Here is a 16,634-nt window from a genome sequence, read left to right on the forward strand (position 1 = left end):
CTCAACTCGCCACCTTACCGCACTGTTGGTTCGCGGGAACGGCTTCCATAATTTTCTTGGGATCGGGAAGCTTCAGATTATTCATTAATTCGATAAACGCCGCGCGATCGCGTAGGGTTCCCGGCCCCCGGTCGAGGTCTATAAACCGGGGATTCCACTGCTTTTCTTCGCCGATGGTGGAGACGCTATGACCGCGATAGTCGTGACCGGGATACACCCAAGTGTTATCCGGTAATGCAAACAGTTTGCCGACGATCGCATCGTACAAGCTGCCGGGATCGCCACTTTGAAAGTCCGTGCGCCCGCAACCGCGAATAAATAACGCATCTCCAGTTAACACCCGATCGCCGTTGACGAGATAGGCACTATGGCACTGGGTATGTCCGGGAGTCGCGATCGCCCGAATTTCAACGGCGCCGACCTTCAACACTTCTCCATCGGCCAAATGGCGATCGGCACAAGCCGCTTGGGCGTGTTCGGGGACGACTCCCAAACATCCCGTCAATTCGCGCAATTTCCCAGTTCCGGTGACGTGATCGGCGTGAATGTGGGTTTCGAGGCCGTATTTGAGCGTCAAACCCAACTCCTGCAAGAGCTGGCGATCGCGATCCACCTGTTCCAACACCGGATCGACCAATACCGCCTCTTTCGTGGTTTCATCGGCGATTAAATAGGTATAAGTCCAGGTATGTTCATCGAATAATTGACGGAATAACATCAAATCTCCTCCTACAAGCTGCGGACGATCGCGTTTTTCGATCGCTGCGATCGTCGGTTCTCGTTCCATATTAACACTATATAGCTAAATAGTAATTTAAAAATCTAAAGATTTCCTATAGTTTTCCGCGAAGATCTCCCGAACACTCTAGAGAGGGGATCTTCGGAGAGTGCTGGGATTGAAACTCATCAAAATCGTGAGAAAATAGGAGCCATTAACGTTCCCAATCAAACGCCCCGAAATCGGCTGGGACTTTGACTGGCTCTCTGGCAATAGGAGAGAGCGAATCTCAATGGCCGTAACATCGGATCGGTGTGGGTCGTGCGAAATCGTGCAAAATCCCAGGTGTTTTCAGCCGTGAAATTGTCAATAATAGAGACCAATAAGATTACGATCTCGGTTGCCACTCCTGACCTGCAAGAGCGGCGATCGCGCGATCGCTACTGATTCCCTATCCTCAATATTATTCATGCAGACCGAAGCCTTTAGCGAGCTTTTCCCACTCTTTAGTGCCGCCAACCCAGAGACGCTGGAATGGCTCCTGTCCGTTGCCGTCGAACACGAATATCCGGCAGGTCGAGCCGTACTCATGGAAGATGCCTGGGGGAATGCCGTCTACTTCGTCGTGTCCGGCTGGGTTAAAGTTCGACGACTTTACGGCGATAACGTCGTCACCCTTGCGGTTCTCGGACGGGGTGACTTTTTTGGTGAAATGGCCATTCTCGACGAATCTCCTCGATCCACCGACGTGATCGCCCTGTCTCCCGTCGAATTGCTCAGCGTTTCGGCCCAACGCTTTATCCAAACCCTGTTTAAAGACGCCCAGTTGCACCATCGAATGCTGCAATTGATGGTCAGGAGACTGCGACAAACCAACATCCGCTTTCAACTGAGGAACCGTCCCCCGGCGGTCAAACTCGCCAACACCTTAGTCTCCCTGGCAGAAAACTACGGTCAACCGACGGAAAAAGGTACGGAGATTTTTAACATTCCCTTGAAAGATTTAGCCGACGTGACCGATATCGGTGTCGAAGAAACCACCAAAATTGTCGAAAAATTGCAGAGTAAAGGGTGGCTCAAAATTGACGAAGCCAACCAAGCCATGTACTTGATCAACCTCAAACAGTTGACCCATTTAGCCGGACACGTTTGAACCGACTCCCCGGCGAGCTCTGACGGGCGATCGCTTAGCGACACCTCCGGCGGATCGCGCGCGCTCTCCCTGGGGCGATCGTCCCGCATTTTCCCGTGGAAAAACAGCCGTTTTAGCGACCGCTTTCGCCATCGAGCCTTTTTGAGATTTATTTGCCGTCAAGCCCCTTAGCGATTGAAAATGACCCAAGCCAAGACGAATCCGAGTACCGATCGCCTGTCCGAAACCTCGCCCAGCCTGTTCTATCAGGTGTCGATGTCCGAACCGGAATCGCATTTGTTCGAGGTGATGCTGCGGGTGAAAACATGGGACGCCTCGGTACTGGACTTAAAAATGCCCGTATGGACCCCCGGATCGTACCTGGTGCGCGAATATGCCAAAAATTTACAAGATTTTTCGGCGTGCGACTTGCACGAAAATGCTCTGAACTGGCGCAAATGCAGTAAAAATCACTGGCAGATCGACACCGCCAAGACCTCGGAAATCGTCGTGCGCTATCGGGTCTTCGCTCACGAGTTATCCGTGCGAACCAACCACCTCGATCGCACCCACGGTTATTTCAACGGCGCCGCCCTCTTCTTTTACATCCCCGGATGGGAACGAAGCCCAGTTCACATTAAAATCGTCCCGCCGAAACCGGAATGGCGCGTGACCACCACTTTACCCCCCACGGAAACCCCGAACACCTTCCGGGCCGAAGATTTCGATACATTAGTCGATAGCCCCTTCGAGATCGGCACCCAACAGTCCTATCATTTTGAAGTCGAAGGATTGCCCCACGAGTTGGCGATTTGGGGAAAGGGTAACCTCAAAGTCGAACGGGCGATCGCCGATATCGAAAAAATCATTCAAGTCGAATCCAAGCTCTTCGGCGGCTTACCTTACGATCGCTACCTGTTTTTACTGCACCTCTCCGCCCAAGGTTACGGCGGACTCGAACATAAAAATAGCTGTTCGCTCAATTATCCCCGCTTCGCTTTGCGATCGCCCGACCGCTACAATCGCTTTATGCAACTGGTCGCCCACGAGTTTTTCCACCTCTGGAACGTCAGACGAATTCGCCCCAAAGCCCTCGAACAGTTCGACTACGAAGGCGAAAACTATACTGAGGCCCTGTGGTTTTGCGAAGGGACCACCAATTATTACGATGCGGTGATTCCCCTACGCGCCAAGATTTACGACGCCAAAACGTTCTTGCAAAATTTAAGCAAAGACATTACCCGACTGCAGACGATCCCGGGACGGCGCGTGCAACCGTTGAGCGAATCGAGTTGGGATGCGTGGATCAAGCTTTACCGCCGCGACAGCAACAGCGATAACGCTCAAATTTCCTATTATTTGAAAGGGGAATTAGTGTCGTTGCTGCTCGATCTGCTGATTCGATCGCGCCACGACAACCAGCGATCGCTCGATCATGTCATGCAGCAAATGTGGGAGCAATTTGGCAAGAGTGAAATCGGTTTTACCGACGCACAACTTAAAAGCGTTATCGAGTCCGTCGCCGCCACGGATTTAACGGACTTTTTCAATCGCTACCTCCACGGAACTGAAGAATTACCCTTTGACGAGTATCTGGCGCCGTTTGGCTTGCAACTCAAAGCTAACGGGAACGGGAACGACAGCGCCCCCTATCTGGGGTTGAGCGCCCAACCGGATAACGGCAAGGCGATCGTCAAATTCGTCGAAATCGGTTCCCCCGCGCAACGGGCCGGAATTGACCCCGATGACGAGTTACTGGCGATCGACGGCTTTCGCGTCACGGCGGAAACCCTCGAAGAACGGCTCAAAGATTATCAACCGGGCGATCGCGTCGAAGTTAGCTTATTTCATCAAGAAGAACTGCGAACCTACCCAGTTACCCTCGCCGAACCCCGTCCGAAAAGCTATCAACTCGTTCCCGTTAGCAATCCGACGGTGGAACAGGAGAAGTTATTTAAAGGGTGGTTGGAAACGACCCTCGATCGCCTGTAGTCGAGCCATCAGGATCGCTAAAAGATCGTGAAAGCCGAGGCAACGACAAGGAGCACGTGTTAGGGTGTGGCCAAACTCGGGGTTCGCGCCCCGATCTGGTCCAACTCGAATGAGGGCAAACTTATGACTGTACAACCTCCCCCACCGCCTTCGATTACCCCCCGTCAAATGAACTTATTACGGGTGGTCACCGCAATGGCGTGGGCTGATGGCGAACTGGCAACGGAAGAAGTCGATTTGATGCTCGATCGCTTCAGCCAACTGTTCGGTAAAACGACCGAACAACAAGAACGACTGCGCGAGGAACTGCACGATTACATGATGCAGAATATTCCCTTAGAAGAACTCATTCCTCACCTCGAAACTCAAGAAGCGCGCGAAGTCGTTTTGCAACTCGGTTACGAGGTGATCGCGTCGAGTGCACGTACCCCGGACGAACCGAATATCAATGAAGAAGAAGCGCAAGCCTATCAAAAACTGGTGGCGCTTCTCGGATTGGCTCCGGAAGTAGTCGAGCGCGTCGAAGCTGAAGCCCGAGACAGTCTCAAGCGCAAAGATCGCAGCTTAATTGAAAAACTGGCGACGCGCTTGGAGACGTTTTTCAAGCGCTAGAAAAAGTAAAGGGGCGATCGCCCCTTGCTCTTGGGTTGTTGCTTGCGTAGAGCCGCGATCGCACGGCGGCGATTCGGCAACGGGTTGCTACTCCCTAAACGGGCGCCAGCGCCACAAGAGGCGAGCCATTCGGTTTTGGGATTAATGTAGTTTTTGCATAAAACTTAGTATAAAAAATTTGGGGGCAATCCAGTGGGAAGCGAGATCGCCCGGGAGGGAAAGACGGAAACGCTCAAGCCAATTCCCGTCAGCCAGAACCGGGAGATCGCGATCGGCGCCGCACGCCACCCCGAGTTATCAGTGGAACGTTCTTGAGGGGCGATCGCCTTAACCGAACCGTCCGCTCACATATTCTTTCGTCGCTTCTTCCTGGGGATTGTGGAAGATCGCTTCCGTATGGTTGTACTCCACCAAATAGCCGCAGCGTTTGCCGTCTTCCGAGGCTTGGGCGTTGAAAAAGGCGGTCATATCCGACACCCGCGAGGCTTGTTGCATGTTGTGGGTCACGATCGCGATCGTGTATTTTTCCTTGAGTTCTTGCATCAAGTCCTCAATTTTCAGCGTCGAAATCGGATCGAGAGACGCACAGGGTTCGTCCATCAGCACCACATCCGGTTCGATCGCGATCGCCCGGGCGATACACAAACGCTGTTGCTGACCGCCGGATAGAGCCATCCCGTTAGTTTTCAGCTTATCTTTGACTTCATCCCACAGAGCCGCCGCACGGAGGGAATTTTCGACCAATTCGTCGAGATCCCCCTTATACCCGTTAACCCGCGCTCCGTAGGCAATATTGTCGTAAATCGACTTCGGAAAAGGATTGGGCTTTTGGAAGACCATGCCAATGCGGCGGCGAACTTCCACTGGATCGACATTTTTAGCGTACAAATTTTGACCTTGGTATTCGATCGTCCCTTCCAGGTTAAAACTTTCGATCAAGTCGTTGAGGCGATTGTAGCAGCGCAGCAAGGTACTTTTACCGCAACCCGACGGCCCGATGAAGGCGGTAATCCGGTTTTTTTGGATGTCCAGCGAGACGTTTTGAACCGCCAAAAAATCACCGTAGTAGATGCTGACATTTTTCGTCCTCAAGACGACCTCGGGTTGGTTGTCAACCGAGGGAGTGTAATTTGCTGATTGGCTATCTGAATGCATACAATAACTCGATCCGGTTTCTAAATTTACACTTAACCCATAAACTGACGGCTTGACTCGCAGGTTTTTCGCATTTGTGGCGATCGAATCTCGCACAAAACCAATCCGAAAAACTCGACCGACCTGGGAGACGATCGCGGCAATTGTTGCCCTTGGGGATGCTTTTGTCTATCGAAAAATAGAAAAGCGATCGCGGAGTGAACCACAGACTTTAGAGACGACGAACGCGAAAGCGATCGCCAAAGAGGAAACAAAAATCTGGCTACTTGCTACAACAAACGGCCAAACGGAATTGTCTCCTATTTTACCAATTTCTTATGCCAAAACTCGGAGAATTTCACAGTCCTTCCACCGTTAATAAATTTCGCGACGAGTGGCCAAGCGGGCGAGAACACTGCTAATCAAAACGAGCAACACTAAAATCAAAGAAGCGGCCCAAGCCAATTCCTGTTGGCTTGCGTAAGGAACTGTGGAAAAGTTGTAGACCAAAACAGCGAGAGACGGGATCGGTTGAAAAATACCTTGCGGCCAGAAAAAGGTAAACAACGCCGTAAAAATTAACGGAGCCGTTTCTCCCGCAGCGCGGGCGACGGCTAAAGTCACTCCGGTAATAATTGCGGGTAGGGCTGCGGGAAGCACGACGCGCAACACGGTTTGATAGTCCGATGCGCCGACGCCGACGGAGGCCCAACGCACTTCGGGCGGGACAATTTGCAGGGCTTCGTCGGTGGTTTTGACGACAATCGGCAACATGAGGACGGCTAAGGCGACCCCTCCGGCGAAGGCGGAAAATTGCTGGGTGGTCAGCACGATAATGCCGTAAGCGAAGATCCCGACAATAATCGAAGGGACGCCACTGAGAACGTTGGTGGCAAAGCGAACCCAGCGTGCCAGTGTTCCCGAACTGAATTCGGACAAGTAAACGGCGGCGAACACCCCAATCGGGACGCTGATTAAGGCGGCCAAACCGACGACGATCAGGGTGCCGACGATCGCGTTGCCGATACCGCCGCCCGTGGTTCCGGCAGACGGAGGCAATTGGGTAAACAGGTCGAGATTGAGACGGTTAATTCCTTTACTGATAACGTAGTAAATCACCGCGAATAAAGGCAGTAGAGCCATGCCCAAGCAGGCGCCGGACAAGATCGTCATGATGACGCCGAACCAGGCCCGAGGACTTTGATAATTGCGGCTGAGATCGAACGGTTGGGAGCGAGACAGGGATCGATCCGATGGAGAAGTGGACATAGAACAGTAGTAAAATAGGGCGATCGATGCAAGAGGACGAGGCGATCGGCGTTAGAATTTTTTGACTTGACGGACGATATACTCGGCGCCGATGTTGACCAATAAGGTAATCGCAAATAACACCAATCCGGCATACATGAGGGCGGAAACTTGCAATCCCGAAGCTTCGGCGAATTGGTTGGCGAGGAGGGAGGCGATCGTATTGGCGGGGGCGAGTAAGGAAACGTTCAGGTCATTCGAGTTGCCAATTAACATCGTGACTGCCATGGTTTCGCCCATTGCCCGTCCGAGGGCGAGCATGACACCCCCGACGATCCCGGAAAAGGCGGCAGGGACTAAGACTCTAAAAATGGTTTCCCAGCGCGTGGCTCCCAAGCCGAGGGAGGCTTGACGCAAGTCTGGAGGCAAAGAGGCGAGGGAGTCGCGCGAAATAGCGGTGATAATCGGTAGGATCATCACGGTCAGGACGATCCCGGCAGGTAACATTCCCGGTCCGATGGGAGGGGTGGAAAAGAAGGGAATGAAGCCGAGGTTTTGGTGCAGGAACTGGCCGACGGGTCGGATGGCGGGGATCAGTACGAAGATGCCCCAGAGTCCGTACACCACGCTGGGGATGGCGGCGAGGAGTTCGACGAGGAAGATCAGGGTGGTTCGGATCGATCGCGGCAGAAAATTTTCGCTTAAAAAGATCGCCGTTCCCACCCCTAACGGGACGGCAAGTAACAGGGCGAGCGCCGACGAGACCAGGGTTCCGTAGATCATCGGCAAGGTGCCGTACTCGTCTTCAACCGGGTTCCAGGCACTACTGGTTAAAAAACCCAAGCCGAATTCCTTCATGGCCGGGAGCGATTCGATCCCGACTTCGATCGCCATCCAAATTAAGATCCCAGCCACCGATAAGGCAAAAATGCGCGTCAACCAGACGAAGCCGCGATCGAGGATCTGCTCGCGGGGCGATCGCGCACTCAAACGCCGAGGCGCTTCGTTGAGGGGAAATTCTGTAGTCATTACCAATACAAGGGCAGCAAACGATAAAGCAGGGCAGAAAAAAAGTCAACCAGAGAATAACATCTAGAAAAGAAAGGAGCGAACCCAATAAATTGCCAAATATTGGCCAAAATTGCCCGAAATTGGTTAAGATCGACGGACATTAAGATCGAAACCACCCCGTCAAGCCGAGGGGAGTTCGACTCAAGTGGGCGATCGCCCGTCCGTACCTGTCGCGACTATTGAACCTCGATCTGATAATCGGGGCTGATCGCATCAGCTTTGGCGGCCACTTTTTCGCGAACATTTTGCGGTAGGGGAACGTAACCCAATTCGGCACTGACTTCTTGACCTTTCGTCAACCCGTATTCGATCGCCGCTTCCACCGCTTTTGCCGTTTCGGGGTTGTCGTAACTTTCGTAAGCCAGAATCCAAGTGTAACTAACAATGGGGTAAGATTGCTCCCCTTCCGGATCGGCAATGAACGCGCGCAAGTTTTCCGGTAAAGTCACCGCCGCTAAGGTTTGCGAGGCAGATTCTTCGCTCGGAACGATAAACTGACCGGATTGGTTTTCTAAGGCGGCAAATTTCAGATTGTTATTTTTGGCGTAACCGTATTCGACGTAGCCGATGGAACCGGGGGTTTGTTGAATTTGGGCGGTGACCCCTTCGTTGCCTTTGGCGCCGACTCCCGTGGGCCATTCGACGGTTTTGCCTTCGCCGACGCTATTTTTCCATTCTTCGCTGATGGCGCTGAGGTGTTTGGTAAACACCCCGGTGGTTCCGCTTCCATCGGCGCGGTGAACGACGGTAATCGGCTCGTCGGGTAAGGTCACTCCCGGGTTGGCGTCGGCGATCGCCGGATCGTTCCAAGTAGTAATCTTCCCTAACAGAATATCGACATAGGCTTGGCGCGTCAGCTTCAATTCCCCTTCGACGCCTTCGAGGTTGTAAGCTAATACGATACTTCCCGCCGTCATCGGCAGTAACAAAACACCTCGATCGACGGCGGCGATCTCTTCATCTTTCATGGCAACATCACTGGCGCCAAAGTCTACAGTTTTCGCCGTAAACTGTTTCACCCCCGCGCCACTGCCAACGGATTGGTAGTTAATTTGAAGTTGGGGATTTTGTTGACTGAACTCTTGAAACCAACGTTGGTATAAGGGGGCGGGAAAAGAAGCCCCCGCACCGTTGAGGGTGACGTTGCTGTTGAGTGCGAGTTTGCTGTTGGCGGCTCCCTGTTCCGTGGCATTGTCTCCGGTGGGAGGGGATCCGGTGCCTGTATCTGCACCACTGCACGCGGCCAGACCGACACTGAGGGCGAGGGCCGACAAACAAGTCCCTAAGCGAGTTCGGGCGGTCGATTGGTGAAGTAAGACCATAACTGTATTTTGACGAGCTTCCTGTTTTCCGAGGATAACCCTAGCAGCATACCGCTTTACGGTAAAGATAAGGTTAATAAGCGTGAAAGCACGACAGGGGCGATCGTCGCGAGAGAATTGGGGTAAATTTGATGGGGCAGAAGTTGCCCCACCAATTTCGATCGCGATCGCGGTTTTTTCTCTTGATTGAGCGCTCCGACAAGTTTTGAATTCTTTTAAAATTATTAAAAATATCTACAACAACTGAAAACTTACGAAATCAGTTCATTTCAATCGAACTCTTCCGAGAAGGTTCGATCGTATTTTGTGAAAATTGTCAATATTTTCGCGCGTTTCGGGCAGTTTTGCAACGGCCAAGCCCGGCTATTTTCACCGAAGTTACTGCTAAAAATTAGCAGTAAGATTTCGTTGGCCAGTCCTGGGCGATCGCCCAGGACTGACGAAGGTCGCGACCCGCTAAAATCTAAAAAAGTTTTCGTTCGATTCCCGGCAACTGGTGCGTTCGAGAACCTCGTAGACGGCGATCGCCTCATCTTTGCCCTTGACCTTGACCGCCTCGTCAATTAAATTGAGTTGCACCGCCTCGCGATCGCCCAAAGAGTCCACTACCGCATCAGTTACCAACACGTTGCAGCCATATTCTTTCGTCAACCCTTCCACCCGCGCCGCCACATTCACCGCATCGCCGATCGCCGTAGACTCGATCCGGGAGACAAACCCCACGGTTCCCATGACGACCTCGCCGCGATGGATACCGATCCCGATTTCGATGGGCGGGAGTTGTCGTTCCAGGCGGGCTTGATTGAACGAGATCAAACGCCGTCGCATGGCGATCGCCGCTTGCACGGCGCCGTCGGTGGCGCGATCGTCAAACAGGGCCATGATCGCATCGCCGATATACTTATCGATAAAGCCGCCGTGACGGGCAATTTCTTGACCGACGATCTCCAAATAATCGTTTAAAAAAGAGAACGTTTCCAACGGGGTCATCGCTTCCGAGAGTGATGTATAATTCCGGATATCACAAAAGAGAATCGAGATCGTCCGTTTGACCGCTACCCCCACCTGAATATTCTCGATCCCTTCCGGGGCGATCGCCACTAAAAACTTTTCCGGGACGAAACGCTGGAACGATTCGATCGTCCCTTGCAGGCGATCGAACGATCCTTGCAACGCCGCCGACATCTCGTTAAACGCAGCAGCCAACGCCCCAATTTCATCCGCCCGATAGATTTCGGCGCGGCGGTCCAACTCCCCGGCGGCAATTTTCGCCACCGTTTCTTGGAGACGACGGATCGGATCGCTGACTTGTTTGGCGAGGATGTAAGCCCCGACCAAGCCGACTCCCAAAGCAAACGTCCCCACCAACAAGGCTTTACCGACTGCGTTGGCGACCGCTCGTTCGATCCGCCCCAGGGAAATTCCCACCCGCAAAGTGCCGATTTTACTGCCCGAGACCAGGCGGATGTCCGAGGCGACCTCTAAAATCGGCTCGCCGCGCCGGGCTCGCACCTCCCCTTCGGGAAATTCGATAGTTCGTAACAGATAAGTATCTTGGGCGCGGGAGCCTTCAGAGGCTTGGAGGGCTTTGGTCGTCACCGAGACCGGGACGAGATCGGGGATGTAACGGTCTTGAAATTCCATCGGCGAGGCGGCGATAATGCGGTGGTTGGCGCGATCGTCGGAAATGAGAATATAAATAAAATCCGGATTGTGCCTGAGTAGGGAATCCAAACTCAACCGTAATTGGTTCCAGTTACTATCGCTCAGTTCGTTACTCCAGGATTGAGACAGGAGCATGGTGAGGGTTTTCGCTTCCTGGAGGGTTTGTTCCCGAAACAGTTCGCGTTCGCTGCTCGCCCACAGCCAGACGATCGCACCGACAATCGAGACGATGAGGAGGGTGGTGGTGGTCATGATGCGGGTACGGATCGAGCGGAACTTCATCAGATCGCAACACCGGGAAACAACAGTAGATAAACCTGGGGAAGATGGATTCGGTTTTCTCAAAATTCCGGCGCGCTCCACGAAGATTTAAGATTGCAAGGGGTTTTCCGGCGGGTAGATGTCGATTTCCTCGACGAAGGTGACCCAAAGCTGTTGAGTGGGGTAGGGATGTTCTTCTCCCGTGGTGCGATCGCGGCAGGTACTGGGAAAGGCGAGGGTGACCGGACCGCCGAGACGGGCGGGGATCGGTTCTCGATCTTCTCCCCAATGGGTGGCGAGCAGGATGTCGCAGTTGCGAACGTTGCGGGCGTCCAAGCGGATCGGATTGCCCGGATCGCGATCGACGGCGGCTTTACCCCGTATGACGACCGAACCGCCGGGAGGGAGGTTCAATCCGGCGGCGGCGATCGCCTCTTGTAAGCGGACTCCGTGGAGTTTGACTTTTTCGCTGGGCCAATGGGCTTTGTAACCGACGCGCTCGTAGAGGGTGGTTTGAGGGAGTTGTTCGAGTCTGGCGGCGTCGAAATGGCGATCGCCCAATCGTACGTCGATCGGTTCGGTTCCGACGATTGCGTGGGTAACGTAAAATACCCAAAACTGTTCGGTGTATTTTTGGGCTAACTTTGGATATTGTTCTTGAGGGAAGATTAAATATAACGGTCCGGCTTCGCTGCGCGGGATCGGCTTGCGATCGCGTTCCAAAGCGAGGGCGATCGGGTAGCGTTGGATATCGGCGATCGAAATGGTGGCGCGAAAGCTGTCAAAGGAGACAAAGGTGATTTCGTTGGTTTCGCCTTTTATTTGCAAGCGATCGAGCAAGTCGCCGATGACGATCCCGCGAAAGTCCAACACCGCATTGAGATCGGGGGTATAGTGCGGGTCGCTGGTGCGAATGTGTTTCGTGGCTAAGGCGTCTAATTCGGCCCAGTTGAAGCGAAGGCGCCCTTGACGGATCTGTCCTTCGACGACTAATTCCCAATCTCCAATCGTGTCGCCATTGCCGTAAAGCGCGACTAATTGGGCGTTTTCGCGAATGGCTTCGTGTTGCCACTCGTTCAGTTGTCGGTCGCTGGGGCGATCGCGGCAACCACTTAATAAGGCGAAGGTCGTGACGACAAACAGCCAGAGAATGCCTTTGAGTGGATTGAGATGCCATTGCATTGAGAATTCCTCCGTGGACATGGCGGCGATCGCCTGTGGAATAATACGGGTGAAGTCTTCGGGGACTGGGGATGTTTGAGTGCGAGTTTATCTGAGTTGTAACGTATTTTGGCGAGTGGCGATCGGGATGCGATCCCGGATTGGTTAGGATAAGGGAGAAGCCTCATCAACCCTAACGCCCAATGACCAAGCCTATTGCCCGATCGCCGCAAACGATCGCCTCCGAAGACCTCCTATCGGGTTTTCATGCCCTTTCCGACCCCTTGCGCTTGCAAATTTTAGAGCGGTTGCGCGATCGCGAATTGTGTGTTTGTGAGTTGTGCGACGCCCTCGATGTCAGTCAGTCGAAACTGTCGTTTCACCTGAAAACGCTCAAGGAAGCCCAGCTCGTTTTGACCCGTCAAGAGGGACGCTGGATTTACTATCGTTTGAATTTAGCTCAATTTATTACTTTAGAAGAATATCTCGCCGGATACAGGCGCTTTAGCGCCGTCTTACCCGCCCGGTCTTGTCCCTGACGACGCAACATTCATGACCAACGGCGATCGCCCCGCGAACATCGGCGATCGCCCCTAGGGGGAATTTTTTCGAGTTGGTATTGTTTAATACAGATATTTTTAAAATCTTCTAACGAAAGCGATCGCCGGAGCGGGCGTTAATCACTTCTTAACTTGATTTTAGTCTTTTTTTATTACAATTTTAAAGCACGATCGCCGATCCAGACTTTAAGATAGACATTAACAATACAACGTTTGGGCAACGTTTGGGCAAGGTTTGGGCAACAGACAGGCGGGTGATTGCCAGGGGAGTTATGGACGTGCGATCGACGATCGCACGTCCATAACCCGTAACCTTTTTTTTTGGTAACTTTTTTTAAAAAGGTTACTCCACGAATAAACTCCAAAGTTATTTTTTCGTCCCTAAAATATATTTATTACTCCCTTTTCCTTCTCAACTTCTTAGTTTTTCCTTGTCTCTTGCCTTTATGAATAAAAAATAAACACCCTAATTGCTCGATTTTATAAATCAACTCATTCTCTAAAAAATATGTTTTTAAAATCGGAAGGCTCATTTAAAATCGTGAGTCTGTTGGCTCTGTGGAGCGCGATCGCCCTCGGAAGTTGCCAGAGTGGCGATCGCAATGCCCTCAACGACCCTAACAGTCAGAATAACGGCAAAATCGTCGTGGACGGTTCGAGTACGGTCTTTCCCATTTCCGAAGCAATGGCGGAAGAATTCATGAAACAAAACCCCGAGGTGCGCGTGGCGATCGGTATTTCCGGGTCGGGCGGTGGCTTTAAAAAGTTTTGTCGGGGAGAAACCAATATCTCCAATGCCTCCCGTCCGATCGACCCCTCAGAAATTGAATTGTGCCAAGAAAATCAAATTGAATATATCGAATTGCCGATCGCCTTTGACGGGATTACCGTCGTTGTCAATCCGAAAAATAACTTTGTCTCCTGTTTGTCCGTTGCCGATCTAAAAACCCTTTGGCAAGCCGACGCCCAAGCAAAAATCGAATATTGGAATCAAATTCGCGGGGAGTTTCCCCCGGTCAAACTCGCCCTTTACGGACCGGGAACCGATTCGGGAACTTACGACTATTTTATCCGTGCCGTCGTCGGTCAAAATCAAGGTAGTCGTGGCGATTTTGCCGCCAGCGAAGACGATAACGTCATCGTCCAAGGAGTTGCCACCGATCCGGGAGGGATCGGCTTTTTCGGTTATGCTTATTACGAAGAAAACCGCGAAAAACTCAAAGCCGTCGCCATTGACAACGGTAACGGTTGCGTGACGCCGAGTGAAGAAACGATCGCCGATGGGAGTTACACCCCCCTCTCGCGTCCGGAATTTATTTATATCAATCGGGCCCTCGCCAATCGCCCGGATATTCAAGAATTTGTTAATTTTATCCTCGCCGAGGAGAATCAATATTTAATTTCAGAAGTCGGTTACGTTCCACTTTCTCAAGAAACCATGGAGGCGGTCCGACAGCGTTATCAAGAGGCTCAAAGCGGGTCGATATTTAACGGCGTTACCGTCGTCGGGACGGATCTGCTCGATCGCTTCGGCGCCGAGGGACGATCGCCGTAACGAGGACGCCAAACCGCTTGGGGATGACGCAAACTGGCTCTAAAATATCGATCGTAGCGATCGCCGCGTATCGGTTCGTACCGTTGCTCGTTTTCCCCTCTTCTCGGTTTGGCGCGATCGCGGGCTGAAGCGGACCGCCGCGATCGGTCGCGCCAACTATCGAGGTCTATCATGGAGTTCGACCCCTCCTCCTTACCGGAAGAGTCCCGCCCGTCGTGGCGGGGAAATTTGCAAAGCAGTCAAAAGATCGAGGCGATCGTCCGGGTAGTCCTGTCGGTCGTGGCGGCGATTCCGATCGCTATTTTAGTGGCGATCGTCGCGATCTTACTCTACGAAACCACCTTATTTTTCCAGGAGATTTCCCCCTGGCGGTTTTTCACCGATACCGAATGGACTCCCCTGTTTCCATCTCGTCAAGTCGGGATCGTCGCGATCGCCAGCGCCACCTTACTCGTCAGTGGGATTGCCCTCCTCGTTGCCATTCCCATCGGTCTGCCAATCGCGATCTATCTCGCCGAATACGCCAACGATCGCCTACGCTTCGCGATTAAACCGATTTTAGAAGCCCTTTCCGGCATTCCGACGGTAGTTTACGGCTACTTTGCCCTACTGGTAGTCACCCCCTTATTACAAAGAGCAATCCCTCAATTATCCGCTTTCAGCGCCTTGAGTGCGGGGATCGTCACCGGAATCACCGTAGTGCCGATCGTGTCTTCGTTGAGTGAAGACGCCATTCGCAGCGTTCCCCAAAGTTTGCGCGAGGGGGGCTACGCTTTGGGCTTGACAAAAATTGAGGCGATCTGGACGATCGTCTTACCGGTCGCCTTTCCCGGGATTATGGCATCGTTTACCCTGGCAGCATCCCGGGTCCTCGGGGAAACGACGATCGCGGCGATCGCGGCGGGCCAAACCCCCCAACTTACTCTCAATCCCTTGGTTCCCGTCCTGACGATGACCTCGTTTATCATTCAGGTCAGTTTGGGGACGGTTTCCTTCGACTCCCTCGCCTTCCACACCATTTTCACCGTGGGAATGGTGTTATTTTTACTGACCTTATCCCTCAACAGCTTCGGTCACTGGCTGGTTCGGCGCCATCAGCAACGCATGTCCGAGGGGGTCGTCCCCAGTGACGGAATCGTGCAAAGCTTCCCAAAACTGCCCGAACCGAGTTCCGACCGACAGGCGGACGAGGACGTTGGCGGATCGACTCTCACTCGCCTGTCGGTCGGTGGGGCGCCTTTATTTCTCAGTTCGTCCCCTCACGCCACGCGGCGGGTCGATGATTGGTTTCCGTCCCCTCCGGTCGATCGCTTTCGCACCCGCTTGAGTTTTCGCAAGGGTTTGAACTACTTATTTCAAGCGATCTCCGTGGGGGCGATCGCCGCGACCCTCTTGGTTCTCGCGTTGCTGATGTTCGATGCGTTAAATCGCGGTTTGACCCATCTCAATGTGGACTTTTTGACCGGATTGCCCTCCCGCAAGCCCCAAGAAGCGGGGATTTATCCGGCGTTGATGGGGACGTTGTGGTTGTGGGGGTTGACGGTGGTGTTTGCTTTTCCGATCGGCATCGGAACGGCTATCTTTTTAGAAGAATATTGTCCCGATAATTGGCTCAATCAAGTTATTGAAATTAATATTGCCAATCTCTCTGCCGTTCCGTCGATTATTTACGGCTTGTTAGGTTTGGAGTTATTCGTTCGCCTTTTGGAACCGATGACTGGAGGGGCGAGTATTTTATCTGCAGCGATGACGTTGAGTGTGGTGATTTTGCCGATGTCGATCGTGGCGACGCGCGCGGCGTTGCGATCGGTGCCAAATAGCCTCTACGAGGGCGGTTACGCGATCGGGATGACCCGCACTCAGGTGTTGTGGCATATCGTGCTTCCGGCGGCGTTTCCGGGGATGGTGACGGCGCTGTTGTTGTCTTCGGCCCGGGCGATCGGGGCCACTTCTCCTTTGATTGCGGTGGGGGCTTTACCTTTTGTTTCCTTTGCACCGTCGTTGTCTTGGCAAGGGCTTTACAGTCGCTTTACGGCGTTGCCTTTTCAAATTTTTAATTGGGTCTCGCGACCGCAACAAGGGTTTCACGATAAGGCGGCGGCGGCGAGTGCGATTTTGGTCGGTTTGTTGTTGTTGCTCAATGTCGTTGGCGTCTACTTGCGCGATCGCTCCCGCCAAAAACAAGAATGAATCAAAATAGATG

The 16,634-nt window shown here is 52.8% G+C and carries 15 protein-coding genes; 7 read left to right on the forward strand and 8 right to left on the reverse strand.

The genetic code is table 11. From position 1 onward, the window contains the following. Window position 1 precedes the first annotated feature (1 nt). Window positions 2-718: an MBL fold metallo-hydrolase gene (locus HCG48_RS00810; protein WP_168571671.1), complete on the reverse strand. Its 717-nt coding sequence runs from the start codon at window positions 716-718 to the stop codon at window positions 2-4. A gap of 469 nt (window positions 719-1,187) precedes the next feature. On the opposite strand from HCG48_RS00810, the gene HCG48_RS00815 reads away from it, so the two are divergent. From HCG48_RS00815 to HCG48_RS26360, 4 genes are all read left to right on the forward strand, one after another. Further along, window positions 1,188-1,871 carry a Crp/Fnr family transcriptional regulator gene (locus HCG48_RS00815; protein WP_168571672.1) on the forward strand — a complete coding sequence of 228 codons (684 nt, stop codon included), beginning with the start codon at window positions 1,188-1,190 and terminating at the stop codon, window positions 1,869-1,871. Between the two features lie 180 nt (window positions 1,872-2,051). Further along, window positions 2,052-3,842 (forward strand): M61 family metallopeptidase, encoded by a 1,791-nt coding sequence (locus HCG48_RS00820; RefSeq protein ID WP_168567465.1) that lies wholly within the window; start codon window positions 2,052-2,054, stop codon window positions 3,840-3,842. Window positions 3,843-3,965: 123 nt separating this feature from the next. After that, a complete protein-coding gene (locus HCG48_RS00825; protein ID WP_168567466.1) occupies window positions 3,966-4,454 on the forward strand; it encodes a tellurite resistance TerB family protein in 489 nt (162 codons plus the stop codon). A 192-nt stretch (window positions 4,455-4,646) separates the two neighbouring features. Further along, a complete protein-coding gene (locus tag HCG48_RS26360) occupies window positions 4,647-4,769 on the forward strand; it encodes a hypothetical protein (protein ID WP_281362062.1) in 123 nt (40 codons plus the stop codon). Window positions 4,770-4,781: 12 nt separating this feature from the next. Here HCG48_RS26360 and pstB read toward each other — a convergent pair whose 3' ends face one another. From pstB to HCG48_RS00855, 6 genes are all read right to left on the reverse strand, one after another. Then, window positions 4,782-5,609 (reverse strand): phosphate ABC transporter ATP-binding protein PstB, encoded by an 828-nt coding sequence (pstB, locus tag HCG48_RS00830; protein WP_168567467.1) that lies wholly within the window; start codon window positions 5,607-5,609, stop codon window positions 4,782-4,784. A 354-nt stretch (window positions 5,610-5,963) separates the two neighbouring features. Then, on the reverse strand, window positions 5,964-6,857 hold the full coding sequence (gene pstA, locus HCG48_RS00835) for a phosphate ABC transporter permease PstA (RefSeq protein ID WP_168567468.1): 894 nt from the start codon (window positions 6,855-6,857) through the stop codon (window positions 5,964-5,966). A 51-nt stretch (window positions 6,858-6,908) separates the two neighbouring features. Further along, window positions 6,909-7,865, reverse strand: a complete 957-nt coding sequence (pstC, locus tag HCG48_RS00840; protein ID WP_168567469.1) for a phosphate ABC transporter permease subunit PstC — start codon at window positions 7,863-7,865, stop codon at window positions 6,909-6,911. Window positions 7,866-8,083: 218 nt separating this feature from the next. Further along, window positions 8,084-9,229, reverse strand: coding sequence for a phosphate ABC transporter substrate-binding protein PstS (pstS, locus tag HCG48_RS00845; RefSeq protein ID WP_168567470.1), 1,146 nt, complete (start codon window positions 9,227-9,229; stop codon window positions 8,084-8,086). A 456-nt stretch (window positions 9,230-9,685) separates the two neighbouring features. Continuing rightward, window positions 9,686-11,176 carry an adenylate/guanylate cyclase domain-containing protein gene (locus HCG48_RS00850; protein WP_246259809.1) on the reverse strand — a complete coding sequence of 497 codons (1,491 nt, stop codon included), beginning with the start codon at window positions 11,174-11,176 and terminating at the stop codon, window positions 9,686-9,688. 87 nt (window positions 11,177-11,263) lie between these two features. Continuing rightward, window positions 11,264-12,337: a molybdopterin-binding protein gene (locus HCG48_RS00855; protein ID WP_168567471.1), complete on the reverse strand. Its 1,074-nt coding sequence runs from the start codon at window positions 12,335-12,337 to the stop codon at window positions 11,264-11,266. A gap of 182 nt (window positions 12,338-12,519) precedes the next feature. On the opposite strand from HCG48_RS00855, the gene HCG48_RS00860 reads away from it, so the two are divergent. Continuing rightward, entirely contained in the window at window positions 12,520-12,855 is a 336-nt protein-coding gene (locus HCG48_RS00860; RefSeq protein WP_168567472.1) for an ArsR/SmtB family transcription factor, read from the forward strand. A 562-nt stretch (window positions 12,856-13,417) separates the two neighbouring features. Further along, window positions 13,418-14,431: a PstS family phosphate ABC transporter substrate-binding protein gene (locus HCG48_RS00865; protein ID WP_246259811.1), complete on the forward strand. Its 1,014-nt coding sequence runs from the start codon at window positions 13,418-13,420 to the stop codon at window positions 14,429-14,431. On the opposite strand, the gene HCG48_RS00870 is transcribed toward HCG48_RS00865, so the two are convergent. Beyond that, window positions 14,347-14,604 carry a hypothetical protein gene (locus HCG48_RS00870; RefSeq protein WP_168567474.1) on the reverse strand — a complete coding sequence of 86 codons (258 nt, stop codon included), beginning with the start codon at window positions 14,602-14,604 and terminating at the stop codon, window positions 14,347-14,349. The genes HCG48_RS00865 and HCG48_RS00870 overlap by 85 nt on opposite strands. Between HCG48_RS00870 and pstA (HCG48_RS00875) the strand changes: the two genes are divergently transcribed. Next, on the forward strand, window positions 14,603-16,621 hold the full coding sequence (gene pstA / locus HCG48_RS00875) for a phosphate ABC transporter permease PstA (protein WP_168567475.1): 2,019 nt from the start codon (window positions 14,603-14,605) through the stop codon (window positions 16,619-16,621). The genes HCG48_RS00870 and pstA (HCG48_RS00875) overlap by 2 nt on opposite strands. The last annotated feature ends 13 nt before the right edge of the window (window positions 16,622-16,634 follow it).

The sequence above is a fragment of the Oxynema aestuarii AP17 genome, assembly GCF_012295525.1.
Lineage (GTDB): Bacteria > Cyanobacteriota > Cyanobacteriia > Cyanobacteriales > Laspinemataceae > Oxynema > Oxynema aestuarii.

Bases quoted from the DNA above. Each gene is read 5' to 3' on its own strand.
- HCG48_RS00810 (WP_168571671.1), bottom strand. From the start codon at position 718: ATGTTATTCCGTCAATTATTCGATGAACATACCTGGACTTATACCTAT.
- HCG48_RS00815 (WP_168571672.1), top strand. From the start codon at position 1,188: ATGCAGACCGAAGCCTTTAGCGAGCTTTTCCCACTCTTTAGTGCCGCC.
- HCG48_RS00820 (WP_168567465.1), top strand. From the start codon at position 2,052: ATGACCCAAGCCAAGACGAATCCGAGTACCGATCGCCTGTCCGAAACC.
- HCG48_RS00825 (WP_168567466.1), top strand. From the start codon at position 3,966: ATGACTGTACAACCTCCCCCACCGCCTTCGATTACCCCCCGTCAAATG.
- pstB (WP_168567467.1), bottom strand. From the start codon at position 5,609: ATGCATTCAGATAGCCAATCAGCAAATTACACTCCCTCGGTTGACAAC.
- pstA (WP_168567468.1), bottom strand. From the start codon at position 6,857: ATGTCCACTTCTCCATCGGATCGATCCCTGTCTCGCTCCCAACCGTTC.
- pstC (WP_168567469.1), bottom strand. From the start codon at position 7,865: ATGACTACAGAATTTCCCCTCAACGAAGCGCCTCGGCGTTTGAGTGCG.
- pstS (WP_168567470.1), bottom strand. From the start codon at position 9,229: ATGGTCTTACTTCACCAATCGACCGCCCGAACTCGCTTAGGGACTTGT.
- HCG48_RS00850 (WP_246259809.1), bottom strand. From the start codon at position 11,176: ATGAAGTTCCGCTCGATCCGTACCCGCATCATGACCACCACCACCCTC.
- HCG48_RS00855 (WP_168567471.1), bottom strand. From the start codon at position 12,337: ATGCAATGGCATCTCAATCCACTCAAAGGCATTCTCTGGCTGTTTGTC.
- HCG48_RS00860 (WP_168567472.1), top strand. From the start codon at position 12,520: ATGACCAAGCCTATTGCCCGATCGCCGCAAACGATCGCCTCCGAAGAC.
- pstA (WP_168567475.1), top strand. From the start codon at position 14,603: ATGGAGTTCGACCCCTCCTCCTTACCGGAAGAGTCCCGCCCGTCGTGG.
- HCG48_RS00870 (WP_168567474.1), bottom strand. From the start codon at position 14,604: ATGATAGACCTCGATAGTTGGCGCGACCGATCGCGGCGGTCCGCTTCA.